The sequence below is a fragment of the Saccharopolyspora aridisoli genome, assembly GCF_004348445.1.
In the GTDB taxonomy this organism is placed as follows: domain Bacteria; phylum Actinomycetota; class Actinomycetes; order Mycobacteriales; family Pseudonocardiaceae; genus Saccharopolyspora; species Saccharopolyspora aridisoli.
Window position 1 is genome coordinate 74,592 of record NZ_SMKV01000005.1, and the last position, 25,885, is coordinate 100,476.

Sequence of the window (25,885 nt, forward strand, 5' to 3'; positions counted from 1 at the left end):
GGAGCAGCAGCCACAGGAAGGACCGCTGCAGCTGCCGCAGCAGCTGCAACCGCCCTGGTGCGGTGCGTCGGTGCCGACCATCTCCGACCTCCGATCGGTGTTGGATACCAGCACCGTCCGATGTTCCTCGCCGATCCAACCGCCGGAACACCGCTGCACGAGCGAACCGACGTCGCCCGAGGAGCGGAACCCGGCGGCTGCGATCAGTGACCGAGCAGGGTCGTCGGGTCGGTCATCCGAGGTGGGCGTACTGGTACTCGTGCGGGGACGGCTGCGTGGACGACATCGCGCCGTTGCCCACCATCGCGAGCACGCCGAGAACGATGAACACGATCAGCAGGACCCGCCCGCCCCGGGACATCACCAGCGGCCGCGTGCCGGCCGCGACCTTGGCGGCCTCGCCCTCCTCGCGGGCGTCGCCGAACAGCCGCTTCGGGTAGGCGCCGGTGAGCAGGCAGATGTAGGCGTTGGTGCGCATCGAGTAGCGCAAGGCGGCCACCGAGGCGTCGAAGACCGGGCGCGGATTGCGACCCATGACCAGGATGATCAGCCACAGGAAGAATGCCAGGACGCCGAAGCCCCACGAGGTCACCGCGGCCACGACAGCCGCCGGGATCAGCAGGACGAACCGGAACAGCACCGCCCAGCGGTTGAGCGTGCCCGGCCGGATCTCGACGTCGACCGGGAACTCCGGATCGCCCACGACGAACGGCGGGTAGCGGTCGACCAGCAGCCACGCGGAGGCTCCGACCCGCGTGCTGTAGGAGATGTAGAGGGTGAGGAAACCGGAGATCCACTCGGGGAGCCTGCCCAGGACCAGCGCGGCGAACCAGCCGATGAACGCCACCACCGCCGCCGCGACGCCCAGCGCCCACAGCACGATGAAGTGCGGGATGAGCAGCAGCATCCGCAGCAGCACGGTCCAGCGGCGGTGCCGCTGCGGTGGCGTGATCAGCAGCTCGGGCAGGAACCGGCCGTCTTCGACTGCGGCTGACTCGCTCAAAGCCACCCTCCCGGCGCTCCACGTTGATTCGTCCCAGCCTAGGCGACCTGCGGCGGCGGCGAGTGCGATTACCCCTGGTCGGCCCCACTCCATTCGGTGAACGCGGCAATTCCGCTCCCCGCTGACGAGGCGATACGGTGTGCCGATGCAGCGCCGTGAATCCGAGGAGCCTGCCCGCTTCGGCGACCTGGACGACCTCGATCAAGACGATCCCGAGGTCCGCGCGTTCGCCGAGCACCGCGCGCGGATGGACCGGCCGAACTCCGAGGCCACGGTCGAGGGGATGTTGCGCGGGGTGGACGAGTTCGCCCAGAGCGCCAACCGCACCGGAGGACACCGCAGGCTGGTGGCGGTGGCCGTCGTCGTGCTGATCCTGTTCGGCGTGCTGTTCACGGTCTGGAACGCGGTGGCCTACATGCTCGGGGTGTTCTTCGGCTGATCGTGGCCTGGACCTCGATGCGACCGGGTGACTTAGCAATCGATCTTCGATCGCATTAGCGTGGGAGCATGGATCCGGTTGCAGGCACTCCCAAGGTCACCAAGAGCGAGCAGGAGTGGCGGGAGCAGCTCACCCCGAACGAGTTCGCGGTGCTGCGCCAGTCCGCCACCGAACCCGCGTGGGTGGGCGAGTACGTCGACACCAAGACCACCGGCGTCTACGAGTGCCGGGGCTGCGGAGCGGAGCTGTTCCGCAGCGAGACCAAGTTCGAGTCGCACTGCGGCTGGCCGTCGTTCTACGACCCGAGCGACTCCGACGCGGTGATCGTCCGCGAGGACCGCAGCATGGGCATGGTCCGCACGGAGGTCCTCTGCGCCTCCTGCCACGGTCACCTCGGTCACGTCTTCACCGGCGAGGGCTACGCGACGCCCACCGACCAGCGCTACTGCATCAACTCGATCGCCGTCCGCCTGGTCGAGAGCTGACCCGCGACGGAAGGAGGCCCAGCACTCCTTGAGCGCTGGGCCTCCTTCCTGGGTGCCTCAGGGAAGCCGGGTGACGAGGTCGGTGACCTCGACGCGGTGCCCGGTGTAGAACGGGATCTCCTCGCGGACGTGCAGGCGGGCCTCCGTGCCGCGCAGGTGGCGCATCAGGTCGACGATGCGGTGCAGCTCGTCGGCCTCGAAGGCGAGCATCCACTCGTAGTCGCCCAGCGCGAAGGACGCGACGGTGTTGGCGCGCACGTCCGGGTAGTCGCGGGCTTCCTTGCCGTGGTCGGCGAGCATCTTGCGGCGCTCGTCATCGGGCAGCAGGTACCACTCGTAGGACCGCACGAAGGGGTACACGCAGATGTACTTCTTCGGGTCCTCACCGGCCATGAACGCCGGGATGTGGCTCTTGTTGAACTCCGCGGGACGGTGCAACGCCACGTTGCTCCACACCGGCTCGGAGGACTGGCCGAGCGGGGTTTCGCGGCGGAACCCGGTGTAGGCGGCCTGCACGGCCTCGATCTCCTCCGCGTGCCACCAGATCATGAAGTCCGCGTCGGCGCGCAGGCCGGACACGTCGTAGACACCGCGCACCACGACACCGGATTCCGCCAGCGAGTCCAGGTACTCCTGGGTCACCTGCGCGGCCTTGGCCCGGTCTTCGGGCAGGGTTCCCTGCTCGATCCGGAAGACCGACCACATGGTGTAGCGGATGGTGTCGTTGAGCTCGTCGTAATTCAGCCGCGCCATGCCTTCATGGTCCCACTGCTCAGCGCTCGGGCTGCACCAGGTCCCGCGTGATGCTGGTCGCTGCCGCCTCACCGGTAGCCACGCACGCGGGCACACCGACGCCGTGCAGCGCGGCTCCGGCGATCGCCAGACCCGGAACCCCGGCCACCTCGCGTTCCACGTCGGCGACCAGGTCCAGGTGCCCGACGCCGTACTGCGGTAGTCCCCCGCCCCAGCGCAGCACCGCCGATTCCACCGGTTCAGCGGTGATCCCGGTCAGCTCGGCCAGGTCCGCGCGGACGCGGCGCAGCAGCTCCTCGTCGTCCAGGCGGAGGTCCTCGGTCTCGCCGAAGCGGCCGACCGAACCTCGCAGCAGCACCTCTCCCCCGGAACCGCGCAGGTGCGGCCACTTGTTGCTGGAGAAGGTGAATGCCTTGGCGGTGAACGGGGTTCCGCCGGAGTGCCGCTCACCGCGCGCGATCAGCGCACCGGAGGCCGGGGTGCCGTCGTGCTCGGGCAGCTGAGTGCCGGGCGGCAGCGCGAGACCGACCACGACCATCGACGCCAGTTCGACCTCGGCGAGCTTCGCGGCAGCAGCGGGAACGGGGCCCTGCAGGAGTTTCCGAGCAGCGGGCGCCGGGACCGCGAGCACCACCGCGTCGACGTCGAGGTGCTCCGGAGCGGGTGCCGAGCCGATCTCCAGCCGCCAGCCCTCGCCGGTGCGGACCAGCGCGCGGACCGGAAGACCGAGCCGCACCTCCACGTCGGCGGCCACCAGCAGCCGGTCGAGCAGCTCCCGGTAGCCGTTCCGGAAGGCACCGAAAACGGGTTGCGGCGCACCGGGTTTCGGCGTCGGCAGCGCAGCGCGGGCAGCAGTGGTGATCCAGCCCGCGCCGTCGTCGAGCGCCTTGGCCAGGGCAGGGACCGTCGCGCGCAGGCCCAGCCGGTTGGCGTCCCCGGCGTAGACGCCGCCGAGCAGCGGCTCCACCAGCCGGTCGACGACCTCGTCGCCGACGCGGGCGCGCAGCAGGTCGCCCACCGAGATGTCCGCGCCGAGCTCGATCGGCGGCATCTCGGCTTCGGCTCGCACTGCGGCGATCCCGGCGTCGGAGAGCACTCCGGCGACCGACCCGGCTTCGGCGGGAACTCCCATCACCGTGCCGCCGGGCAACCGCTGGGTCCGCCCACCTGCCCGAACGGTCGCAGCCGCACCCGCCGGGTGCACGACCTCGGAGCGAACGCCCAGCTCCTCGGCCAGGTCCAGCACCTCGGGCCGCCGGGCCAGGAACGCCTCGGCACCCAGGTCGAACGGGCGCCCGGCGAGTTCGACGGTGCGCAGCTTGCCGCCGAGCCGGCAGGCCTGCTCCACCAGCACGACCTCGGCTTCGGCGCCCAGCTCGCGGCGGAGCCGGTGGGCGGCGGCCAGTCCGGCCACACCACCCCCGACGACCGCGACGCGGCGGGCCATCAGCGCTGGGCGGTCGCGGTGTGCACCAGCTCGACGACCCGGGTCAGGATCTCCGGATCGGTGGTCGGCAGCACGCCGTGGCCGAGGTTGAAGATGTGCGCGCCCGCTTCGCGGCCCTCCTCGAGGATGCGGTGCACCTCGCGCTCGACGGCGTCCCAGCCGGCGAACAGCACGGCCGGGTCGAGGTTGCCCTGCACGACCGGCTTGGCCGCGCCCGGCTCAGCGGCGCCCAGGCGGGCGACGGCGGTGTCCAGCGGAACGCGCCAGTCCACGCCGACCACGTCGGGTCCGGCGTTGCGCATCGCGCCGAGCAGCTCACCGGTGCCGACCCCGAAGTGGATCCGCGGCACGTCGGAGATCTCGGCGACGCCCTCGAAGATGCGGCGGCTGTGCGGCAGCACGAACTCTCTGTAGTCGCGCAACGAGAGCGCACCCGCCCACGAGTCGAACAGCTGGATGGCGTCGACGCCCGCGTTCAGCTGCACCCGCAGGAACTCCAGAGTGATGTCGGCGAGCTTCTCCAGCAGCGCGTGCCAGGTCGTGGGGTCGGAGTGCATGAGCGCCTTGGTGCGCTCGTGGTTGCGGCTCGGGCCGCCCTCGACGAGGTAGGAGGCGAGCGTGAACGGCGCACCGGCGAAACCGATCAGCGGGGTGCTCCCGAGCTCCTTCACCAGCAGGCCCACGGCCTCGGCGACCGGCGCGACCTGAGCGGTTTCCAACGACGGCAGGGCCGCGACGTCGGCCGGCCCGCTGATCGGGTTGCTCACCACCGGGCCGGTTCCGGCCACGATGTCGAGCCCGACGCCCGCGGCGTAGAGCGGGAGCACGATGTCGCTGAACAGGATCGCGGCGTCCACCCCGTGCCGCCGGACCGGTTGCATGGTGATCTCGCTGACCAGCTCCGGGGTCAAGCACGCCTGCAGCATCGGGGTGCCTTCGCGCACCTGGCGGTACTCGGGCAACGAACGCCCCGCCTGCCGCATGAACCAGACCGGCGTGTGCCGGGGCGTTCCACCACGTGCGGCCACGAGCAGAGGTGCGTCGGCGAGGTCCCGGCGAGTGGAGACCGGAGCGAAGTTCGTCATCGAGGGGTGTCCGTACGTCGAATCGTCGGATCCCGGTGCGGTCTGCGGGCGACCTGGAACGGATCTACCACGACGGACTGCCGGGCTGGCTCCGGCAATCTTCGCACGACGCCCGCGCTCCCACTCCAAGCGCCCGCGCCTCCACGGCGTGCCTCCACCCACGCGCCGGGGTCGGCCCTTAGAGTCGTCTGCGTGACGGAGATGTCGGCGGCGCCCGAAGTTTTCCGGCAGGCGGTTGCCGCGTTGACGTCGCCTCAGCCGCGTGCGGAGATCGAGCTCAGCGAAGTCGGTCCCCCCAAGCGCTTGGCCCCCTGGGCCCACGCGCTGGCCGCGGAGGCGAACGGACCGGCCGGTGAGCTGGCGACCGCGCGTTTCGTGCTCCTCTACGACCCGGAGGGCCAGGAGGCTTGGGACGGCGCGCTGCGGCTGGTGGTCTACCTGCGGGCCGAGCTCGATCCCGAAGTGGCCGATGATCCGCTGCTGCCCGCGGTCGGCTGGTCGTGGCTGACCGACGCCTTGGAGAACGCGAGCGCGTCGTTCACCGCGCTGGGCGGGACGGTGACGTTGACGTCGTCAGCGCGGTTCGGCGACATCGCCGGGCCCTCGCGCAGTCACGATCTGGAGTTGCGCGGCTCGTGGACGCCGAAACACTCGGTGTTCGGCTCCGAGGAAGTCGATCTCGCACCGCATGCGGATGCATTCCACGAACTCATGGCAAGTGCGGCCGGACTTCCGCCGGAAGGCGTTGCGCTACTCGGCAGGCGACCGAACGGCGCAATGCGGCAGGACTGATCGGGGTCCCCCGATCATCGGCTGCGACGGGTCGGCCCAGCGCGTAGCGTTGGGGCGGGACTTCACCCCCGCAAACCCCACGAATGCGACACGCCGAAGTCCGACACGCCGATGTCTGATTTTCATTCGCGAAGTTCGTTCAGCTTCGTCGAGTTGCTTGTCTAAGCAAGATCTTCACCATACGCATTCGAAATATGTCGCTTGGCCACGCTCCGACGTTACGGTCGTCGCTCTGAGTCACCCCAAAGAGCGTCGGAAGTACGCGCTCGTCACAACTCGATCGGGATAGATACCCGATTGATCGTCCCGCTGACCCGCTTGGGCGGTTACGCTCACCCCGACGACACCACTTTCGGTCGATCAGTGGCGCGGCTGATTGGTCGAGAGTCCCGGTGCCGGTCGGGGGGCACGACCGACTCCAGGGAGGTAGTGACGTGGCTGCCGTCGGCTTAGGTCAGGCCGCTCGAACCACGCCTGCCGGCGCTTTGCCGGCCAACATGGTCCCGCACCCGCGGGAAGAGCTGTTCACGGTGCTCGTGGTGGATGACCATCCGCTGCTCCGAGAGGCGATCGCCGCTCGGTTGCTGCAGATGGGCGCCGGCACGGTGCACGAGGCCGCATCCATGGCCTAAGCCAGGGCTCGCGCTCTGGCGACCGGTCCGTGCGACCTCGCAATCCTCGATCTCGGACTCCCAGACGGGACCGGCATCGAACTGGTTACCGAACTCCGGAGCCAGGGCTGGCCGCGGATCGTGGTGCTCGCTTCGTCCGATGACCCCTATGCGGTCCGGGCCGCCTTCCAAGCAGGTGCGCAGGCGTACCTGTTGAAGTCGGCCTCGCCCATGGTGGTCACCGACGGCGTGCGCCGCGTGCTTGACGGCGGCGTGTACGCCGATCCCAGCGTGGCTCCGGTGCTCGCCGCCGGAACCCGCGTGCCGGGAACGGACAACACGCCTCGCGAGCTGTCCGGGCGTGAGGTCGAAGTTCTCCAGTTGGTGGCCGATGGCCGCTCCAACAAGGAGATCGGCGAGGCCCTGAACCTTTCCGCGCTCACGGTGAAGTCTCACCTGTCGCGGATCGGGCGCAAGTTGGGCACGGGCGACCGAGCGCAGATGGTCGCACTGGCCATGCGCGCCGGCGTGATTCGGTGACGGATCGCTGAGAGAAACACCAGCGCCGGGTCGGCCGGACCGACGACGTCGGGTGGACCAGCCACACGAGACGGGCCAAAGCACGTAAGGTCTGTTAGCCGTGGAAGCTGCAAGCCCCGAGACCGTCGGATCCGGCCGCCCGGAGCCGGTGTTGTTGACCGAACCCGTGGACGGCGTGCCGCCGGTGGTGGACACCCCGGCCGCGCTGGACGCGGCCGCAGAAGCGCTGGCCGCAGGCACCGGGCCGGTCGCGGTGGACACCGAGCGCGCCTCGGGTTACCGCTACTCGCAGCGCGCCTACCTGGTGCAGCTGCGTCGTGAGGGATCAGGCACCGTGCTGGTGGACCCGATCGCTCTCAACGGCGTGCTCGACCCCTTGATCCCGGCTCTGGCCGACACCGAATGGGTGTTGCACGCCGCCTCCCAGGACCTCCCGTGCCTGGCCGAACTCGATCTGCACCCCTCCCGGCTCTTCGACACCGAACTGGCCGGCCGGCTCGCCGGGTTCGACCGGGTGTCGTTGGGCGCACTGGTGGAGCGCATGCTCGGCTACCGGCTGGAGAAGGGCCACAGCGCCGCTGACTGGTCGAGACGGCCGCTGCCCGAGGACTGGCTGGTCTACGCCGCACTGGACGTGGAGCTGCTGGTCGCGCTGCGCGATGAGATGCACGCGGAACTCCAGCGCCAGGACAAGCTGGACTGGGCCTTCGAGGAGTTCGAGGCGGTCCGCAGCGCCGAACCCGCTCCCCCGCGCGCCGAGCCGTGGCGCCGGACCTCAGGCATCCACAAGGTGCGCAGTCCCCGCCAGCTGGCCGCGGTGCGAGCGCTGTGGCAGGCCAGAGACGAGTTCGCCCGCGAGCGCGACATCGCGCCGGGCCGCGTGCTGCCTGACTCCTCGATCGTTCTGGCCGCGCAGTCCAACCCGAAGTCCGAGGGCGATCTGGTGACCATGCCGGTCTTCGGCGGACGCCAGCAGCGCAGGCGCGCCTCGATGTGGCTGCAGGCGCTGCGCGCCGCGCGCCGCCTCAGCAACGAGGAGCTGCCCGCCGCCTCCACGCCGAACGAAGGCCCGCCACCGACCAACCGCTGGTCGGACCGCGACCCCGCCGCTGCCGCACGGCTGACCGCGGCCCGCGCGGCGCTGAACGGGATCGCCGAGGAGCACTCGCTCCCCGTGGAGAACCTGCTGCTGCCCGACCTCGTCCGGCGCACCTGCTGGACTCCGCCGGAGGACCGCGACGTCCCGGCGGTCGCCGAGCTGCTGCGCGCCAAGGGCGCCCGCGAGTGGCAGATCACCCTCACCGCCGAAGCACTCTCCAAGGCGCTGCACGCGACTCCACCCGAGGACTCCTGAGCTGGCGGGCGGTTCTGAACCGAACCGGTCCACGATCAACTTTGCCCGCCCGGTCAGTTCGGATGAGAACCGCCCCGCGCACCACCGGGCGCGGTCCCGACTCCTCGGGAAGGATTCGGCTGCCGGGTCCGGGCTGGTCATCATGTGAGACAACCGACAGGGGCAGGCACGTGGTTACCGGCGGGTAATGAGCGCTAGAGTGCGGTTACCGGCCGGTAAGGCACCACCACTCGCGGACTCCGGCCGAGCACCATCCACCAAGCCAGTGAGGAGCACGCCGTGGCCGCACCTGCGTCGGCACCCGCCGACAGCCGCAGCCGCCCAGCGGTTCGGGACGTGGTCTTCGTCGACGGCGTACGCACGCCGTTCGGCAAGGCCGGTTCGAAGGGGCAGTACGCCCAGACGCGCGCGGACGACATGGTCGTCAAGGTCATCCGGGAACTGCTGCGCCGCCACCCCGAACTCCCGGCGGAGCGCATCGACGAGGTCGCCATCGCCGCGACCACCCAGATCGGCGACCAGGGCCTGACCATCGGCCGCACGGCGGCGCTGTTGGCCGGGCTGCCCAAGTCCGTGCCGGGCTTCGCCATCGACCGCATGTGCGCCGGCGCCATGACCGCCGTGACCACCGTGTCCAGCGGCATCGCCTTCGGCGCCTACGACGTCGTGATCGCTGGCGGCGTCGAGCACATGGGCAACCACCCGATGGGTGAGGGGGCCGACCCCAACCCGCGCTTCGTGTCCGACAAGATCGTCGACCCGTCCGCGCTGGTCATGGGTTCCACCGCCGAGAACCTGCACGACCGCTACCCGTCGCTGACCAAGGAGCGCACGGACGCCTACGCCGCCCTGAGCCAGCAGCGCTACGAAGAGGCGCAGGAAGCGGGCAAGATCAGCCCGGACCTGGTCCCGGTCTCCACCCGCTCCGACGAGGGCTGGGGCCTGGCGACCACCGACGAGCCGCCGCGCCCGGGCACCACGGTCGAAACCCTCGCCGGCCTCAAGACTCCGTTCCGCCCGCACGGCCGGGTCACCCCGGGCAACGCGGCCGGCCTCAACGACGGCGCCACCGGTGCCCTGCTGGCCGACGCCGAGACCGCCGAAGAGCTCGGGCTGCCGGTCGGCATGCGACTGGTGGGCTACTCCTTCGCCGGTGTCGAGCCCGAGGTCATGGGCGTCGGTCCGGTCCCGGCCACCGAGAAGGCGCTCAAGCGCGCCGGGCTGACCATCGACGACATCGGTCTGTTCGAGATCAACGAGGCCTTCGCCGTGCAGGTGCTGGCCTTCCTGGAGCACTTCGGCATCGCCGACGACGACCCGCGGGTCAACCCGTGGGGCGGCGCGATCGCCTGCGGCCACCCGCTGGCCTCCTCCGGCGTGCGGCTGATGACTCAGCTGTCCCGCCACTTCGAAGAGCACCCCGAGGTCCGCTACGGCATCACCACCATGTGCATCGGCATCGGCATGGGCGGAACGGTCATCTGGGAGAACCCGAACTACAACGCAGGAGGCGAGCAGTGACTGACTTCGCGGCGCTGTTCCCCGACGAGGTCGTGACCAAGGCGTTCACCCGCCTCGTCGACGTTCCCGGTCTGACCGGCGAGCTCGCGCTCATCACGATCGACAACGGCCACGACCACACCAAGCCGTCCACATTCGGCCCCGGCGGTCTGAGCAGCCTGAACGCCGCGCTGGACGAGGCTTTCGCGGCCGAGCCGGCGGCGATCGCGGTCACCGGCAAGCCGTTCGTGTTCGCCGTCGGCGCGGACCTCACGGGCGTCGGCCAGGTGTCGCAGCGCGAGCACGCGCACGCCATCGCGCAGACCGGCCACGACGTGTTCCGCCGACTCACCGAGTCGAAGATCCCGACGTTCGCCTTCGTCAACGGCGCCGCCCTCGGCGGTGGCCTGGAGCTGGCGCTGTCCTGCCACTACCGGACCGTCGCCTCCAACGCGGGCTCGATCGCGTTCCCGGAGTGCTACCTGGGCCTGTTCCCGGGCTGGGGCGGCACGCAGCTGCTGCCGAACCTCATCGGCCCGGACGCGGCCGTGACGGTGATCATCGAGAACGCGCTGAGCCAGAACAAGATGCTCAACCCGAAGAAGGGCCTGCAGCTGGGCATCTTCGACGAGCTGCTGGAAGGAGCGGACTTCCTCGAGGAGTCGTTGCGCTGGCTGGTCCGCGTGGTCAACGGTGACAAGACCGTCGAGCGCCCGGAGATCGACCGCGGCAAGGGCTGGGACGACGCCGTGGCTCGCGCCAAGGGCATCGTCGAGGCCCGCACCAAGGGCGCTTCTCCCGCGGTGACCAAGACGGTCGAGCTCATCGAGCTGGCCCGCAACAACGACATCGACGCCGGCTACGCCGCCGAGACCGAGGCGCTGACCGACGCGCTGATGTCCGACGAGCTGCGCGCCGGGCTGTACTCGTTCGACCTGGCCCAGAAGCGCGCCAAGCGCCCGGCCGGTGCGCCGGACAAGGGCCTGGCCCGACCGGTGAACAAGGTCGGTGTCGTGGGTGCCGGTCTGATGGCCGGTCAGCTGGCGCTGCTGTTCGTGCGCCGCCTGCAGGTGCCGGTGGTCATCACCGACATCGACCAGGAGCGCATCGACAAGGGCGTGGCCTACATCCACGGCGAGATCGACAAGCTCGCCGGCAAGGGCCGCCTGTCGCCGGACGCCACCAACCGGCTCAAGGCGCTGGTGACCGGCGAGCTGGACAAGAAGGCCTTCGCCGACGCCGACTTCGTCATCGAAGCCGTCTTCGAGGAGATGACGGTCAAGCAGGAGGTCTTCGCCGAGCTGGAGGAGCACGTCTCCCCCGAGGCGATCCTGGCGACCAACACCTCGTCGCTGTCGATCAGCGAGATGGCGTCGAAGCTGAAGAACCCGGAGCGGGTCGTCGGCTTCCACTTCTTCAACCCGGTCGCGGTGCTGCCTCTGCTGGAGATCGTGCGCGGCGAGAAGACCGACGACGCTTCGCTGGCCACCGCCTTCGCGGTCGGCAAGAAGCTGAAGAAGTCGTCGGTACTGGTCAAGGACGCTCCGGCGTTCGTGGTCAACCGGCTGCTGACCCGGTTCATGGGCGAGATCATCGCCGCCGTCGACGAGGGCACGCCCTTCGAGGTGGCCGACAACGCCCTCGAAGAGCTCGGTCTGCCGATGAGCCCGATGGTGCTGCTTCAGCTGGTCGGCCCGGCCGTCGCCCAGCACGTCAACGGCACCATGAACGCGGCGTTCCCGGACCGGTTCGGCATCAGCGAGAACCTGCAGCGGTTCGTCGACGAGGGCAAGACCGCGGTGTGGACGTTCGACGAGTCCGGCAACACCGTCGTCGACCCCGAGGTCGCCGAGCTGTGGAAGTCGGGTGACAAGCCCTCCACCAGCGAGGAGGTCCGCGACCGCGCGCTCAACGCGCTGGCCGAGGAGATCCGGATCATGCTGGACGAGGGCGTCGTCGCCGAGGCGCAGGACATCGACCTGTGCATGCTCCTCGGCGCGGGCTGGCCGTTCTGGCTGGGTGGCATCACCCCGTTCCTGGACCGCTCCGGCGTGTCCGAGAAGGTCAACGGCGAGCGGTTCCTCGCCCCGGGCGTGGCGTCCCTGCCCGCCTGACCCGAGCAACCCCGACCGGGGGCCGGACCAACGCTCCGGCCCCCGGTTTCGTCTGCTCAGCATCCGGGTGGCACGGGGATGCGGGAGATTTCTGCCATCATGGTCGTGACGGAGATGAGGTGATGTCCGGTGACCGCGCTTGTTCAGCACGAACTGGGGCCGTTCACGATCGCCGACTGGCACGCCCTGCCCGCTCGCGAAGACGGATCACGGCTGGAGCTCATCGAGGGGAACTGGCTCGTGACGCCACCGCCCAGCGGCTACCACCAGTGGGCCGAGAAGCGGATCATCGCGGCGTTCGACCGCGCGATCGAGCGAGCGGGCCGTGCCGACGAGCTCTTCGCCGTCTCCGGTGTGGGCGTGGAGATCAGCACCACCTATCGCTCCGCGCTCATCCCCGACTTCGTCGTCCTCGATCGACCACCCGCCGGGAACACCTTCCAGGCCGCCAACGTGCTGCTCATCGGCGAGATCTGGTCCCCGGGCAACACCCACACCGAGCAGCAGGAGAAGTTCCACGCGTGCGAACGCGCCGGGGTGCCGCACTTCTGGAGCGTCGCCCAGGATGTCGGCGGACCGTGCGAGCTCGCGGCCTACAGCCTGGACAACGGCCGCTACGCGCTGGTCGCGACCGCAGCCCGAGGCCAAGGCGCGGTGCGCCTCGAAGCCGCGCCCACTCCCCTCTCCCTCGACATCGACATCGACGCCCTGCGGCTGTGACGCGTGTTCGAACTGATCAGTGGCGTTCTCGTGCCCTGATCACGCGCATGCAGCAGTGCTGACCCGAGCACCGCCGCATTCCACGCGTGCGACGCCTTCCCACTCGGATCGAGTGATCACCTCAGGGCGCCGCGGGGAGTTGGATCGTGATCGCGAGGCCGCCTGCGGGCAGGGCGGTGGCGTGGATCTTGCCGTGGTGGGCCGTGGTGGCCGCCTGGACGATCGACAGGCCCAGACCGGTGCCGTTGCGGGCGGTGCGCTGAACACCGGCACGGCGGAACGGTTCGAAGAGGGCGTTGACCGATTCCGGCGGGATCGCCGGACCTGAGGACGCCACGCGCAGCGTCGTCCACCGCGAGTCGGCACCGGTGCTGACCTCCAGCCAGCCGCTCTCGACGTTGTGCCGGACCGCGTTCTCCAGCAGGTTTCCCGCCACCCGCTCCAGCAGCGCCGGATCTCCGACCGCGAAGGCGGGCTCGGTGCACCGCTTCACGCGCAACCCGCGCCTGCGGGCCTCGGGTTCGACCGCGCGGAAGGCCCGGCCGACGACGTCGGTCAGGTCGACCGGCTCGCGGACCGCCAGCTCCACTCCCTCCGTGCGGGCCAGCAGCAGGAGCGCCTCCACCAGGCGTTCGGCGCGGGCGGTGGCTTCGCGGACGACATCGGCCATCCGGCGCAGCTCGGCCTCGTCGGCGTGGGGGTCAGACAGGGTCACGTCGAGCTCGGTGCGCACCACCGACAGCGGGGTGCGCAGCTCGTGACTGGCGTTGGCGACGAAGCGGCGCTGGGCGTCGAAGGCGGCCTGCAGGCGATCCAGCATGGCGTCGAAGGTGTCGGCGAGCCTGGCCACCTCGTCCCGGGGACCGCTGAGCGCGATCCGCTCGTCCAGCGACTCCGCCGACAGCCGCTGCGCGGTCTCGGTGACCTCCTGCAGCGGACGCAGCATCCGGCCGGTGACCAGCCAGGCCAGCAGCGCGGCGGCGACCACCACCGCGACGAACGCCGGCCCGCCGATCAGCAGGACCTGGACGCGGGCCGAATCGCGCAGCGCGGCACCGAGCAGCTCGGCGGGCACGTCGATTCCTCCGACCCGCACCGGCGTACCGGCGGGCAGCCGGGGCACGGCGGCGACGACGTTGCCGACCAGCACCCAGCCCAGCCAGAGCAGGACCGCGCTGACCAGCGCGACCAACGATGTCGCCAGCAACGTCAGCCGGAGCCGCAGTCCCGGCCCGCGCCGGGTGAGCGCGCCCACGATCAGTCCCTGGCGTGTTCGGCGCGAGCCGCGGAGGGCACCCGGTAACCGGAGCCGACCACGGTCTCGATGACGCCCGGCTCCCCCAGCTTCTTGCGCAACGTCATCATCGTGACCCGCACCGTGGTGGTGAACGGATCGGCGTTCTCGTCCCAGACCCGCTCCAGCAGCTCCTCGGAGCTGACCACCGCGCCTCCGGCCGACAGCAGCACCTCCAGCACGCCGAGCTCCTTGCGGGTCAGCTCGATCTCGGCTCCGGACCGGGTGACGGTGCGGCGGGCCGGGTCCATCTCCAGGTCCTGGGCCGTCAGCAGCGGCGGCTGCGCGGGCGTGGCACGGCGGCCCAACGCGCGCACCCGGGCGATGAGCTCGGGGAACGCGAAGGGCTTGGCGAGGTAGTCGTCGGCGCCCAGCGACAGCCCCGCCACGCGATCGGCGACCGTGCCCGAGGCGGTCAGCATGATCACCCTGGTCAGTTCGCCGGAACCGACCAGGTCGCGGCACAGGTCGTCACCGGACATGCCTGGCAGGTCTCGGTCCAGCACGACGACGTCGTAACGGGTGATCGCGGCCTTCTCCTGGCCGCTCTCGCCGTCGTATGCGACGTCGACGGCCATGCCGTCGCGCCGCAGCCCTCGCGCCACCGCATCGGCCAGCGGCTTCTCGTCCTCCACGACCAGGATTCGCACGGAACCCACCCTGCCACAGCACGCGCCGCCACCCACCGAGGTCAGGGCCGGGATGACCGGATTTCGGCGGGAACCCGAACCCGGTTCCAGCGAGGTCCGAGCCCGGAACCCCGCTGGAACGGTGAGCGGCGTCAGCCGTGAGCGGCGTCAGCCTCGGTGGCGACGTGCAGCTGCGCGCCGCGCCGGCCGGAGAACCAGCCGTCGATGCGCGAGGCGATGTCGGCCTCGGTCAGGCCGAGATCGGCCAGCACCTCCTCGCGGGAGGAGTGCTGGAGGAAGTCGTTCGGCACCGCCAGGTCGCGCAGCGGCACGTCCAGCTCGGCGTCGCGCAGTGCGGCGGCCAGCGACGAGCCGAACCCGCCGTGCCGTCCGCAGTCCTCCAGCGAGACCACCAACCGGTGCTCGGCGGCCATCTCCACGACCTTCGACGGCACCGGGACGACCCAGCGCGGGTCGACCACGGTCACGCCGACGCCCGTGGCGGCGAGCCGCTCGGCGGCGGCCACGGCGAGCTTGCCGAACGCGCCGACTGCCACCAGCAGCACGTCCTTGCGGTGATCGGCGCGCAGCACGTCGACCCCACCGACCCGCTCCACGGACGGGACTTCTTCGATCACCGAGCCCTTGGAGAAGCGCAGCACGGTCGGCCCGTCGTCGACGGCGACGGCCTCGCGCAACTCCTCGCGCAGCGTCACCGCGTCGCGCGGCGCGGCCACCTGGATGCCGGGGATCAGCCCGAGGATCGACAGGTCCCACATGCCGTTGTGGCTGGCACCGTCGTCGCCGGTGATGCCTGAGCGGTCGAGCGTCACGGTGACCGGTTGCTTGTGCAGGGCGACGTCCATCAGCAGCTGGTCGAACGCCCGGTTCAGGAACGTCGAGTAGACCGCGAACACCGGGTGCAGGCCGCCCATGGCCAGACCGGCGGCGGAGGTCATGCCGTGCTGCTCGGCGATGCCCACGTCGAAGCAGCGCTCCGGGTAGGCCTCGGCGAACTTCTTCAGCCCGGTCGGCCCCAGCATCGCGGCGGTGATCGCCACGACGTCGGAGCGCTCGGCTCCGATGCCGACCAGTTCGTCGGCGTAGACGTCGGTCCAGCTCTTCGGCGCGGGCTTCTTCGGCAGGCCGGTTTCCGGGTCGATGACCTTGACCTGGTGCATCTGTTCGGCCTCGTCGTTCTCGGCCGGGGCGAAACCGTTGCCCTTGCGGGTCACGGCGTGCACGATCACCGGTCCGCCGAAGGACTTGGCCATCTGCAGCGCGTACTCCATCGCGCGCATGTCGTGGCCGTCCACCGGACCCAGGTACTTCAGGCCGAGGTCGGAGAACATGACCTGCGGGCTGATCGCGTCCTTGATGCCGCTCTTGGCGGCGTGCAGACCGGTGTAGAGGGAGCGGCCCACAACCGGCATCTTGCGCAGCGTGCGCTTGCCGGACTCCAGAGCCTTCTCGTAGCTCGGGTTGAGCCGCAGCGCCGCCAGGTGCTCGGCGAGACCACCGATGGTGGGCGCGTAGGAGCGGCCGTTGTCGTTGACAACGATGACGACCGGGCGGTCCTGGTCGGCCGCGATGTTGTTCAGCGCCTCCCAGCACATCCCGCCGGTGAGCGCGCCGTCGCCGACGACCGCCACCGCGTGCCGCTCGGCTCCGGTGACCTGGAACGAACGGGCCAGCCCGTCGGCGTAGGACAGCGCGGTCGAGGCGTGGCTGTTCTCGACGAAGTCGTGCTCGCTCTCAGCGCGCGACGGGTAGCCGGAAAGACCGTTCCGCTTGCGCAGCTGGTCGAAGCCGTCCTGCCGACCGGTGACGATCTTGTGCACGTACGCCTGGTGCCCGGTGTCGAACACGAGCGCGTCGTTCGGCGAGTCGAAGACCCGGTGCAGCGCGAGGGTCAGCTCGAGCGCACCCAGGTTGGGCCCCAGGTGTCCACCGGTCCGCGACACCTTCTGGATCAGGAAGTGCCTGATCTCCTCGGCCAGCTCCGCCAATTCGGCGTGCGTCAGGCGCTTGACGTCGGCCGGACTGCGCACGGACCCCAGCAGCGTCACCGTGTTCCACCTCGCTTGTCGTGCCGGTCGGTCACAATCGCAATGCCGGGGCCTGGCCGGCAACCTGGCTCCGTCTGCGTAGTGCGCCCCAGTCTACGGAGGGGCCATGCTGCCACCGGGCGCGGTCGCGCACCAGCGGTGATGCTCTTTCCCGCCTGCTCCGTCGCGTTCGCCGCCCTGCGGATGTGAGACCCCTGTGGCCAGTACCACCCGGACCACGGCCTCACTGCCTTTCGCCTGATCCCCAAGGAGACAGATGGCTGATTGGGGTGGCGCAGGAGTGGGCTCGAAGCGCCAACGCGGCGATGTGCTCCCGGCTGGCGTCGTCAGCTCCAGGGCCGCCAACCGGGTGTCGGGGCGACCTCCGGCCGCAGGTCGCCCCACGGCGGGCTGTTCGGCGGCAGCGACTGCAGTTCGGCGTAGCCGAGCCGGGTGCGCTGCCGCAGCCAGCCGACCACGAAGGACCCACCGAGCAGCATCGCCGCAGCTGCGAGCCACGCGCTCGGGGCCGTACCGCTACCGGCGATCCGCATCGTGAGCAGCATCAGGCCGAGCACACCGAGAACGAAGCCGACGATCGGGCGGAACACGCGGTAGGACTTGCGGAAGGTCGTCGCCTGGGCCGTGGCCCACTCGCGCAGCGCGTGCCAGGAGCCGAGGTCCTGCGGCCCGGTCCGCTGCGACCAGGCGGCGGACTGCCGCCTGCGCAGGATCGCGGCGACCAGCCGCGGGTCCTCGACGTTGAGTACCCACTGCTGCTTGCCCGCGACGAGTCGCACGGCAGGGCCCTCGACCAGCCGGACCGCCATCGCGCCCGGCAGCGGCCACGAGTCATTGCCGATGATCTCGCCGGGCTGCGCCAGCGACACCTCGGCGAGCGGGATCGCCTGGTCCACGTTCCCGCCGCCCGCCATTCGCCCGAGCGCCAGGACGGCACGATCGCGACCGATCCGCAGCCACGCGGACTGGTGGTGGTAGACCCGGAAACCCACCTCGACGTCCAGCTCCGCCAGGTCGAACCCCGGTGCGGTGAAACGCTCCTGCGCGACCCGAGCCAGCAACGGGCAGACGACCACCGCGACGAGCGCGAGCAGTCCGACCGGTGCCAGGCCGAGGTTCACGTAGGCGGCCGAGACCGCGGCGAGCAGCGCCCACCCGCCCCAGCGCCTGGGCGTGCGCGCGTCGGTCAGCCACGCGGCGGTCGCCACGGCGACGCCGACCAGGCCAGCGATGCCGACGCCGGGTTCCAGTTCGCGCAGGCCCCAGACCACGAAGCCGAGCGGGATCAGCACGACCGCTGCGGCACCGAGCCCGAACGCTTGCGCGCGGCGACCCGCCACGGACTCCGGAGCAGCACTCGCCCGTCCGGCGACCGGCGTGACCTCGCTTCCCGTCGCAGGAGGCGCCGGGAGGACCTCCGGGAGGTGTTCCCCCGCCGTCATCTCCAGCCCTCGATGCACGCCGGTTCTCCGCCGTGCGGAGCGGTCCGGGCGCGCAGGAGCTCGGCGAGTTCCGGGTCCGCGGGCAGCAGCCGGGTGTCGGTGCGGGTGCGGATCACGACGACGTCGCCTTCCGGCAGCGACGCTCCGCGTCGGTCGGCCGGCCGCGCCCAGGCACCGCCATCGGAGTGCTGGGCCGCACACCGATCTCGCCAGCAGCGGCACCACGAGCTCGGCCGCGCACCACGACCAGGTCACCGACAGCAGCACCTTCGCCCGCGACCAGTGTCGTCCGCCGGCTCCCGCCCGCCCGCGGGTCGGCCCGCACCGCAACCTCATCGAACACCCGGCCACCTCCTCACGCGGCGGGTTCGAGGACGGCGACGCACTCCACGTGGTGGGTCATCGGGAACGCGTCGAACGCTTCCAGGTCGACCATGCGGTAGCCGTTCTCGGCGTACAGCGAGACGTCGCGGGCCAGGGCCGCCGGGTCGCAGGCGACGTGCACGACGCGAGCCGGTTCGCGGGCCGCGATCGCCTCCACCACCTGCCGGCCCGCGCCCTTGCGGGGCGGGTCGAGGACGACCACGTCCGGTGCCTGCAGGTCGTCGTCCTCGAGGACGCGTTCCACCGTTCCCGCGCGGAAGGCGACCTGCGGCTGGTCGCGGAGGTTGGACACGGCGTCCTCCACCGCGCTGCGCGAGGACTCCACCAGCAGCACCGAACCGGTCGGGCCGACCTGCTCGGCGAGGTCCGCGGCGAACAGGCCCACACCGCCGTAGAGGTCCCAAGCCACGCCGCCGGGGGGAGTGGCGGCGAAGCGGGCCACGACCTCGGTGAACGTCTCCGGCGCGGCCTTGTGCACCTGCCAGAAGCCCTGCGAGCCGACGTCGAACCGGCGTCCCCGCACCGTCTCGTGCGCCACGCCGCTGCCCGCCACCTGACGGGCGACGGCCTGCTGGCGGCCGCGCCGCTGCGGCTTGCGGTCCACGGCGGTGACGTGCAGTTCGCCCTCGCCGTCGGCGGCCACCGCCAGCTCCGCACCCGGCCGCCAGCGGCGGTCGGCGAGCTCCTTCACGGCGCCTTCGACGGTGATCGGGCAGTCGGCCACCGGGATGACACGGTGGCTGCGGCTCGGCCGGAAACCGGCGTTGCCCTTGCGGTCGACCGCCAGCCGCGCGCGGGTGCGCCAGCGCAGCAGCCCGCCGGGCAGCTCTTGGACGCGCACCGGCCAGTCCAGACCCGCGATCCGTTGCAGTTGTTCGGTGATCACAGCGGCCTTGAGCTCGCGCTGCGTCTCGCCGTCGGCGTGCTGGAAGTCGCAGCCACCGCAGCGGTCCTTGCCCAGCGCCGCGTCGGCCAGCGGGCACGGCGGGATGACCCGCCCCGGCGCGGCCTCGCGCACCTCGACGGCGTCCGCGCGGCAGAAGCCGCCCCCGTTGTCCTCGGTGACCTCGACGGTCACGGTCTCCCCCGGCAGCGCGTGGCGGACGAACACCACGCGGCCCTCGTACCTGGCCACGCAGTGGCCTCCGTGGGCCACCGGGCCGACCTCGACCTCCAGCCGCCTACCGGTCCAATCCGGCTTTTCGGTCACCGTTCACCTTTCCATTGCTCCCCAGACCCCGACGCGTCGCGCCGGGCATCGAGGTGATCCGCTGTGCTCGCACCTTCGTGGACGACGCCAGCTGCCACGGCACGCTGGTGACCATCACTCCCGGCTGGAACAACAGCCTGCTCTTGAGGCGCAGCGCGCTCTGGTTGTGCAGCAGCTGCTCCCACCAGTGTCCGACGACGTACTCGGGGATGAACACCGTGACCACGTCGCGCGGGCTGTCCCTCCGGATCCGCTTGACGTACTCCAGCACCGGCCGGGTGATCTCCCGGTACGGCGACTCGAGGACCTTCAGGGGCAGCGGCAGGTTCAGCTGCTCCCACTCGGCGGTCAGCGTCCGGGTGTCCTCCTCGTCGACGTTGACGGTGACGCCTTCCAGCTCGTCCGGCCGGGTGGCGCGGGCGTAGGCGACGGCCCGCATCGTCGGCAGGTGCAGCTTGGAGACCAGCACCAGCGCGTGGTTGCGGGACGGCAGGACCGTGTCGGTCTCGGCTTCCTGCAACTCGTCGGCGACCCGGTCGTAGTGCTTGCGGATCGCCGTCATCAGCACGTAGATGGCCGCCATCGCCGCGATCGCGATCCAGGCGCCGTGGGTGAACTTGGTGATCAGCACGATCACCAGCACGCTGGCGGTCATGAACAGGCCGAAGGCGTTGGTCGCCTGCGCCCGGCGCATCCTGCGCCGCGCCATCGGATCGGTCTCGTGGAGGAGCAGCCGGTTCCAGTGCCGGATCATGCCGCTCTGGCTGAGCACGAACGCGACGAACACGCCCACGATGTAGAGCTGGATCAGCCGCGTCACCTCGGCTTCGAAGGCGAACACGAGGACGATCGCGCTGAAGGCCAAGAACAGGATGCCGTTGGAGAAGGCAAGCCGGTCGCCGCGGGTGTGCAGCTGGCGCGGGAGGAAGCGGTCCTGAGCAAGGATCGAGCCCAGCACCGGGAAACCGTTGAAGGCGGTGTTGGCCGCCAGCACCAGGATCAGACCGGTGAAGAACACCAGGTACCAGACCCCGGGCGGGAACCCGGCGAACACCGCGCCGGCCAGCTGCGCGATCAGCGTCTTCTGCTCGTAGCCCTCGGGAGCGCCGATGAGCTGGTGCGCGGGGTCCTCGGCGACGACCACGCCGGTGACGCGGGCCAGCAAGATCAGGCCCAGGAACATCAGGATCGCCAGCCCGCCCATCATCGCCAGCGTGGTCGCGGCGTTGCGGGACTTGGGCTTGCGGAAGGCCGGGACGCCGTTGCTGATCGCCTCGACACCGGTCAGCGCGGCGCTGCCGGAGGAGAAGGCCCGCAAGATCAAGAACGCGAACGCAACACCGGCGTACTGGCTCTCCTCCTGCGCCAGCTGGTACCCGGCGCTCTCAGCGCGCAGCTCGGAGCCCAGCACGACGGCCTGGAAGAAGCCCCAGCAGATCATGCCCAGCACGCCGATCACGAACGCGTAGGTGGGGATCGCGAACAAGGTGCCCGACTCGCGGATCCCTCGCAGGTTCAACGCGGTCAGCAGCACGATCGCCCCGACGGCGAACAGCACCTTGTGCTCGGCGACGAACGGGATGACCGAACCGATGTTCGCCGCGGCCGAGGAGATCGACACCGCGACGGTGAGGATGTAGTCGACGAGCAGCGCGCTGGCCACCATCAGCCCCCAGCGCCGGCCGTGGTTGACCGTGGCGACCTCGTAGTCACCGCCGCCGGAGGGGTAGGCGTGCACGTTCTGCCGGTAGGACGCCACCACCGCGATCATCACCAGCGCGACCAAGACACCGATCCACGGGCTGATGGCGAAGGCGGACACGCCCGCCACCGACAGCACCAGCAGGATCTCCTCCGGCGCGTAGGCGACGCTGGACATCGGGTCGGAGGCGAAGACCGGAAGCGCGATTCGCTTGGGCAGCAGCGTGTGCGAAAGGCGATCGCTGCGGAACGGCCGACCGACGATCAGCCGCTTCGCCGCGGTTGCGAGCTTGGACACGGTGCAGAGCGTAAGCGGTGGGGCGTGGGTACCGGTGAATGCGGGCTTTCGAATTGCTCTCAGGTCACATCCGGGGTGGCGTGGTGCCCTCTGGAGAACCTCACCCGGTACGGTGCACCAGCCCGTTTCCGGAGGGCCGCAGCGGTCACCGAACCGCCCCCGTCCGGGTACGGTCAGCGGCGACGAGCGGCGTCGTCCGCAGCAGCCGTTCCAGTGCGCTCAACACGCAGCGAGGAGACAAGGTCGTGCACGTCGTGATCATGGGCTGCGGCCGGGTCGGGGCCTCCCTGGCCGCGGCCCTGCAACGGCTCGATCACACCGTGGCCGTGGTGGACAAGGACCCGCAGGCGTTCCACCGCCTCGGCCGGGACTTCCGCGGTCAGCAGGTCACAGGCAACGGCTTCGACCGGGACATCCTGGAAGAAGCGGGGATCGAGCAGGCCAGTGCCTTCGCCGCGGTGTCCAACGGGGACAACTCCAACATCGTCTCGGCCAGGGTGGCGCGGGAGACCTTCGGCGTGGCGCACGTCGTGGCCCGCATCTACGACCCCAAGCGAGCCGAGGTCTACCAGCGGCTCGGCATCCCGACCGTGGCCACCGTCCCTTGGACGACGGACCGCTTCCTGCGGATGCTGCTGCCGGAGGGCGTGGCCACCGCGTGGCGGGAGCCGTCCGGTGCCGTCGCGGTGCTGCAGCTCCCGCTGCACGAGAGCTGGATCGGGCGCAAGGTTCCCGAGGTGGAGTCGGCGACCGGCGCGCGGGTCGCGTTCATCATGAGGTTCGGCAGCGGAGTGCTGCCCGACCGCAAGACCGTGATCCAGGCCGACGACATCGTCTACGTGGCAGCGCTGTCCGGAACCGTCACCGACGTCACCGCGGCCGCTCGCCGCACACTCGAGGAGAGCGAGTAATGCGAATCGCGATCGCGGGAGCCGGCGCGGTCGGCCAGTCCATCGCGCGGGAGCTGCTCGAAGGCGAGCACGAGGTGCTGCTCATCGAGCGCAGCACCGGCAACTACCACCCCAGGCGCATCATGGGCGCGGAGTGGATGCTCGCCGACGCGTGCGAGCTGGCGTCGCTGGAGGAGGCGGGACTCCAGTCCTGCGACGTGGTCATCGCGGCCACCGGCGACGACAAGGTCAACCTCGTGGTCTCGCTGCTGTCCAAGACCGAGTTCGCGGTGCGCCGCGTCGTGGCCCGGGTCAACGACCCGCGCAACGAGTGGTTGTTCACCGACGCCTGGGGCGTGGACGTCGCGGTCTCCACGCCGCGGATGCTGGCCGCGATGGTCGAGGAAGCCGTCAACGTGGGCGACCTGGTGCGCCTGATGACGCTGCGCCAGGGCCAGGCCAACCTCGTCGAGGTGACGCTGCCGGAATCGACTCCGCTGGCCGGGCGCCGGGTCCGCGACCTCAAGCTGCCCGTCGACGCGGCGCTGGTGAGCATCCTGCGCGGCGGCCGGGTCATCGTGCCCCAAGCCGACGACCCGCTCGAAGCGGGCGACGAGATGCTGTTCGTGGCCACCAGCAACGTCGAGAACGAGATCCGCGCGGTCATCCACGACCACGCGGGATGACGAACGGGGCAGTCCCGGCGGAACCGCCCCGCACCACGTCGAGCGCGCTCAGGCGCCGGCGACCGCCGCCTCTTCGGCCACCTTCTTGGCCCTGCGGATCGCCCAGACCGTGACGACCAGCGCGATGCCGGTCAGCGGGTATCCCATGGCGATGCGGGCGAAGGCCAGCCAGCCGGTCTGGTCGTTGTCGTAGAGCCACTGCTGCACCACGTACTTCGCGCCGAACACCGCCGCCCAGGACAGCGTGGCGATGTCGTAGGCGCGCATCGCGCGGCGCTGCTTGCGCCACTCCATGCCCAGGCCGTTGAGTGCGGACCAGACCACGCCGACCAGCGGCCAGCGCGCCACGACCGACACCAGGAACACCCCGCCGTAGATCAGGCTGGTCCAGATGCCGAGCAGGAAGAAGCCCTTGGTCTCGCCGGAGCGGTAGGCGATGAACGAGCACACCGCCACGCCCAGCACGCCGGAGATCGCCGGTTGCAGCGGCTCCTTGCGCACCAGTCGGAAGATCGCGATGCCCACGGCGACACCGATCGACGCCCAGATCGCGGGCATCATCGAGGTGAACGAGCTGACCACCACGAACACGACGATCGGCACAGCGGAGTACGCGAGCCCGCTGACACCGCCCATCTGCTCCAGCAGGGTCTGCTCGGAAACACCGGCCCTGCCCTCGGGCTGCCGGTCATCGTCGGTCTGCCGGGCGTTGAGCCCCGCAGCCGATGGTTCATGTTCGCTCATGCGGTGTTCTGCAACTCGTAGTAGGGGTTGTACAGCACCTTGCGACCGTCACGGACTGCGATCCGGCCACGGGCCTTGACGATACGGCCCGGCTCGATTCCCACGATGCGCCTGCGGCCGAGCCACACGAGAGTCACCCCTTCGGTGCCGTCGTAGAGCTCGGCCTCCAGGGTGGGCGCCGAAGTCTTGGGGCAGAGCTCGACGCTGCGAACCCGGCCCAGCACCACGGCTTCCTGCCCGCACCGGCAGTCGCTGGCCCGCTGCGCACCGCCCGCCTGCGACCGGTCTGACAGGTCGTCGGCGTCAAGTTCGGCGACATCGCTGGTCAGGCTCCGCACGAGGCGCTTCCAGTAGCCGCCTTCGGTCTTGCTCATCTAGCGCTCCTGTGCGCTTCGGGGCTCGACTCCGCAGCCCGTGCACCTCCCAGCGTAACCGTCTGCGCGGGCCGAATCCCACGCCCGGCGGCATTGAGAACCCACACCGGAGCGCGCCGTTCGTCTCACCCGTTCGGCGCAGGGGTGAGGCCGTCGAGCTCCCCACCCCGCGCCGGCTTCAGACCTGCCCGTTGGGCGTCTCGGTCTGCTGCGTCTGCGCCTGCTGGATGTGGCGGAGGATCGCCTCGGGGAGCTCGATGGGCAGCGGTGTGCGCACCGGCATCGGCTCGGAGCCGCGGACCACGACCGTGTCGTCCAGCACGCCGTAGAGCAGTCGAGCGCACTCCTTGGCGGACTCGGCCGGCCCCGCCGCCACGCCGCGCAGGAGCCAGCGCGGACCGTCGACGCCGACGAACCGCAACGCCGCCTTCGGCGAGTCGGCAACCAGCTCAACGCCCCAGTCGCCTTGCTCGGTGTGCACCCGCGCGCCGTCCTTGCGGAGCTGGTCGGCCAGTTCGTCGCCGACCTCCTCCCACAGCCCGCCGCTGCGCGGCGCCGCGAAGGCGCTCACCGTCAGCCTGCCGACCGGGGTCACCAGGTGCACCGCGCGCACCGGCCCGGAGGGATCGACCTCGACCTGCAGCTGGCCTCCCTCGGGCACCGGTACCCGCACCGAACCGAGGTCGAGCCGCTCCACCCCGGAATCGGGTGCTTCGCTCTCGTCGTACGGTCCCTGCGAGGGAACCTGCTCGACCGCCTCGGCCTGCTCCTCGATGGCCGCGTCGCGCTTGGACTTCCCCCGGCCCCTTCTGAACATCCCCTCAGACCTCCGTCCTGTGACCGGCTTCGGTGGTTCCCGACGCCGTCAGCACCTCATGACCACCTGTGGAGCCATGCCCACCGGTACCGCGCAACGACTCGGGCAGCTCGTCGACCTCGCTGAACACGGCTCGCTCGACCCTCTGCACGACGAGCTGGGCGATCCGGTCTCCTCGTCGCAGCGACACCGGCTGCACACGATCATGATTGATCAGGCAGACCTTGATCTCACCGCGGTACCCCGAATCGATCGTGCCGGGCGTGTTGACCACGCTGAGCCCGGTCTTGGCGGCGAGCCCCGAGCGCGGGTGGACGAAGCCCGCGTAGCCCTCCGGAAGCGCCACGGCGACTCCGGTGCCCACAAGCGCGCGTTCGCCTGGTTCGAGGACCACATCCCTGGTGGTTACCAGATCGGCACCGGCATCCCCGGGTTTGGCGTATTCGGGAAGCGGTACACCGGGGTCGGTTCGGGTAAGCAGGACCTTCACGTTCGACACGGGCG

Annotated in this window: 26 protein-coding genes; 11 read left to right on the forward strand and 15 right to left on the reverse strand. The window is 70.5% G+C overall.

All coding sequences use genetic code 11. The annotated features are described in order from the left end of the window. Positions 1-232 precede the first annotated feature (232 nt). Positions 233-1,003 (reverse strand): DUF4389 domain-containing protein, encoded by a 771-nt coding sequence (locus tag E1161_RS05430; RefSeq protein WP_235874804.1) that lies wholly within the window; start codon positions 1,001-1,003, stop codon positions 233-235. Between the two features lie 145 nt (positions 1,004-1,148). On the opposite strand from E1161_RS05430, the gene E1161_RS05435 reads away from it, so the two are divergent. Together E1161_RS05435 and msrB are read left to right on the forward strand one after the other, a co-directional pair. Beyond that, positions 1,149-1,442 (forward strand): hypothetical protein, encoded by a 294-nt coding sequence (locus E1161_RS05435; RefSeq protein ID WP_132620209.1) that lies wholly within the window; start codon positions 1,149-1,151, stop codon positions 1,440-1,442. Between the two features lie 68 nt (positions 1,443-1,510). Continuing rightward, positions 1,511-1,927 (forward strand): peptide-methionine (R)-S-oxide reductase MsrB, encoded by a 417-nt coding sequence (gene msrB, locus E1161_RS05440; protein ID WP_132620210.1) that lies wholly within the window; start codon positions 1,511-1,513, stop codon positions 1,925-1,927. A 57-nt stretch (positions 1,928-1,984) separates the two neighbouring features. Here the strand turns inward: msrB and hemQ are convergent, their stop codons facing one another. Genes hemQ through hemE form a run of 3 tightly spaced genes read right to left on the reverse strand, consistent with a single transcriptional unit; the run spans position 1,985 to position 5,212 of the window. After that, positions 1,985-2,680, reverse strand: a complete 696-nt coding sequence (hemQ, locus tag E1161_RS05445) for a hydrogen peroxide-dependent heme synthase (RefSeq protein ID WP_132620211.1) — start codon at positions 2,678-2,680, stop codon at positions 1,985-1,987. A 19-nt stretch (positions 2,681-2,699) separates the two neighbouring features. After that, complete coding sequence (gene hemG / locus E1161_RS05450) at positions 2,700-4,127, reverse strand: protoporphyrinogen oxidase (protein WP_132620213.1); 1,428 nt, start codon at positions 4,125-4,127, stop codon at positions 2,700-2,702. Next, entirely contained in the window at positions 4,127-5,212 is a 1,086-nt protein-coding gene (gene hemE, locus E1161_RS05455) for a uroporphyrinogen decarboxylase (protein ID WP_132620215.1), read from the reverse strand. The genes hemG and hemE overlap by 1 nt, the downstream gene beginning before the upstream one ends. A gap of 192 nt (positions 5,213-5,404) precedes the next feature. Here hemE and E1161_RS05460 point away from each other — a divergent pair, with 192 nt between their 5' ends. The 7 genes from E1161_RS05460 (at position 5,405) to E1161_RS05485 (ending at position 12,843) form a co-directional block, all read left to right on the forward strand. Beyond that, a complete protein-coding gene (locus tag E1161_RS05460) occupies positions 5,405-6,004 on the forward strand; it encodes a DUF3000 domain-containing protein (RefSeq protein WP_132620217.1) in 600 nt (199 codons plus the stop codon). Between the two features lie 434 nt (positions 6,005-6,438). Then, positions 6,439-6,636: a response regulator gene (locus E1161_RS27935; protein WP_235874805.1), complete on the forward strand. Its 198-nt coding sequence runs from the start codon at positions 6,439-6,441 to the stop codon at positions 6,634-6,636. Between the two features lie 15 nt (positions 6,637-6,651). Beyond that, positions 6,652-7,155, forward strand: a complete 504-nt coding sequence (locus E1161_RS05465; RefSeq protein ID WP_235874820.1) for a LuxR C-terminal-related transcriptional regulator — start codon at positions 6,652-6,654, stop codon at positions 7,153-7,155. A gap of 100 nt (positions 7,156-7,255) precedes the next feature. Next, the gene (locus E1161_RS05470) at positions 7,256-8,509 is read left to right on the forward strand and encodes a ribonuclease D (protein WP_207920116.1); all 1,254 of its coding nucleotides are present in this window, start codon (positions 7,256-7,258) and stop codon (positions 8,507-8,509) included. Between the two features lie 279 nt (positions 8,510-8,788). After that, positions 8,789-10,030 (forward strand): thiolase family protein, encoded by a 1,242-nt coding sequence (locus E1161_RS05475; RefSeq protein ID WP_207920117.1) that lies wholly within the window; start codon positions 8,789-8,791, stop codon positions 10,028-10,030. Continuing rightward, the gene (locus E1161_RS05480) at positions 10,027-12,123 is read left to right on the forward strand and encodes a 3-hydroxyacyl-CoA dehydrogenase NAD-binding domain-containing protein (protein ID WP_132620221.1); all 2,097 of its coding nucleotides are present in this window, start codon (positions 10,027-10,029) and stop codon (positions 12,121-12,123) included. Before E1161_RS05475 ends, E1161_RS05480 begins: the two co-directional genes overlap by 4 nt. Before the next feature lie 129 nt (positions 12,124-12,252). Then, positions 12,253-12,843, forward strand: coding sequence for a Uma2 family endonuclease (locus E1161_RS05485; protein WP_132620223.1), 591 nt, complete (start codon positions 12,253-12,255; stop codon positions 12,841-12,843). Between the two features lie 121 nt (positions 12,844-12,964). Here the strand turns inward: E1161_RS05485 and E1161_RS05490 are convergent, their stop codons facing one another. The 7 genes from E1161_RS05490 to E1161_RS05520 form a co-directional block, all read right to left on the reverse strand. After that, positions 12,965-14,098, reverse strand: a complete 1,134-nt coding sequence (locus E1161_RS05490; protein ID WP_132620225.1) for a sensor histidine kinase — start codon at positions 14,096-14,098, stop codon at positions 12,965-12,967. Between the two features lie 2 nt (positions 14,099-14,100). Continuing rightward, positions 14,101-14,787 (reverse strand): response regulator transcription factor, encoded by a 687-nt coding sequence (locus E1161_RS05495; protein ID WP_132620227.1) that lies wholly within the window; start codon positions 14,785-14,787, stop codon positions 14,101-14,103. A gap of 131 nt (positions 14,788-14,918) precedes the next feature. Continuing rightward, entirely contained in the window at positions 14,919-16,835 is a 1,917-nt protein-coding gene (gene dxs / locus E1161_RS05500; RefSeq protein ID WP_132620229.1) for a 1-deoxy-D-xylulose-5-phosphate synthase, read from the reverse strand. Positions 16,836-17,161: 326 nt separating this feature from the next. Next, complete coding sequence (locus E1161_RS05505; RefSeq protein ID WP_165939696.1) at positions 17,162-18,295, reverse strand: hypothetical protein; 1,134 nt, start codon at positions 18,293-18,295, stop codon at positions 17,162-17,164. Between the two features lie 94 nt (positions 18,296-18,389). Then, on the reverse strand, positions 18,390-18,620 hold the full coding sequence (locus tag E1161_RS05510) for a hypothetical protein (RefSeq protein WP_132620233.1): 231 nt from the start codon (positions 18,618-18,620) through the stop codon (positions 18,390-18,392). Between the two features lie 12 nt (positions 18,621-18,632). Continuing rightward, entirely contained in the window at positions 18,633-19,871 is a 1,239-nt protein-coding gene (locus E1161_RS05515; RefSeq protein WP_132620235.1) for a class I SAM-dependent RNA methyltransferase, read from the reverse strand. After that, complete coding sequence (locus E1161_RS05520; RefSeq protein WP_132620237.1) at positions 19,843-21,870, reverse strand: APC family permease; 2,028 nt, start codon at positions 21,868-21,870, stop codon at positions 19,843-19,845. Before E1161_RS05520 ends, E1161_RS05515 begins: the two co-directional genes overlap by 29 nt. 245 nt (positions 21,871-22,115) lie before the next feature. On the opposite strand from E1161_RS05520, the gene E1161_RS05525 reads away from it, so the two are divergent. Both E1161_RS05525 and E1161_RS05530 read left to right on the forward strand, forming a co-directional pair. Then, positions 22,116-22,781 (forward strand): potassium channel family protein, encoded by a 666-nt coding sequence (locus tag E1161_RS05525; protein WP_132620239.1) that lies wholly within the window; start codon positions 22,116-22,118, stop codon positions 22,779-22,781. Beyond that, positions 22,781-23,446, forward strand: a complete 666-nt coding sequence (locus E1161_RS05530; RefSeq protein ID WP_132620241.1) for a potassium channel family protein — start codon at positions 22,781-22,783, stop codon at positions 23,444-23,446. Before E1161_RS05525 ends, E1161_RS05530 begins: the two co-directional genes overlap by 1 nt. 48 nt (positions 23,447-23,494) lie before the next feature. On the opposite strand, the gene E1161_RS05535 is transcribed toward E1161_RS05530, so the two are convergent. The 4 genes from E1161_RS05535 to dut all read right to left on the reverse strand — a co-directional run bounded on the left by E1161_RS05535 (position 23,495) and on the right by dut (position 25,880). Beyond that, positions 23,495-24,190, reverse strand: a complete 696-nt coding sequence (locus E1161_RS05535; protein ID WP_132620243.1) for a DUF3159 domain-containing protein — start codon at positions 24,188-24,190, stop codon at positions 23,495-23,497. Continuing rightward, the gene (locus E1161_RS05540) at positions 24,187-24,564 is read right to left on the reverse strand and encodes an OB-fold nucleic acid binding domain-containing protein (RefSeq protein ID WP_132620245.1); all 378 of its coding nucleotides are present in this window, start codon (positions 24,562-24,564) and stop codon (positions 24,187-24,189) included. Before E1161_RS05540 ends, E1161_RS05535 begins: the two co-directional genes overlap by 4 nt. 178 nt (positions 24,565-24,742) lie before the next feature. Then, on the reverse strand, positions 24,743-25,381 hold the full coding sequence (locus E1161_RS05545) for a DUF3710 domain-containing protein (RefSeq protein ID WP_132620247.1): 639 nt from the start codon (positions 25,379-25,381) through the stop codon (positions 24,743-24,745). Positions 25,382-25,385: 4 nt separating this feature from the next. Further along, positions 25,386-25,880, reverse strand: coding sequence for a dUTP diphosphatase (gene dut / locus E1161_RS05550; protein WP_132620249.1), 495 nt, complete (start codon positions 25,878-25,880; stop codon positions 25,386-25,388). Positions 25,881-25,885: the final 5 nt, after the last annotated feature.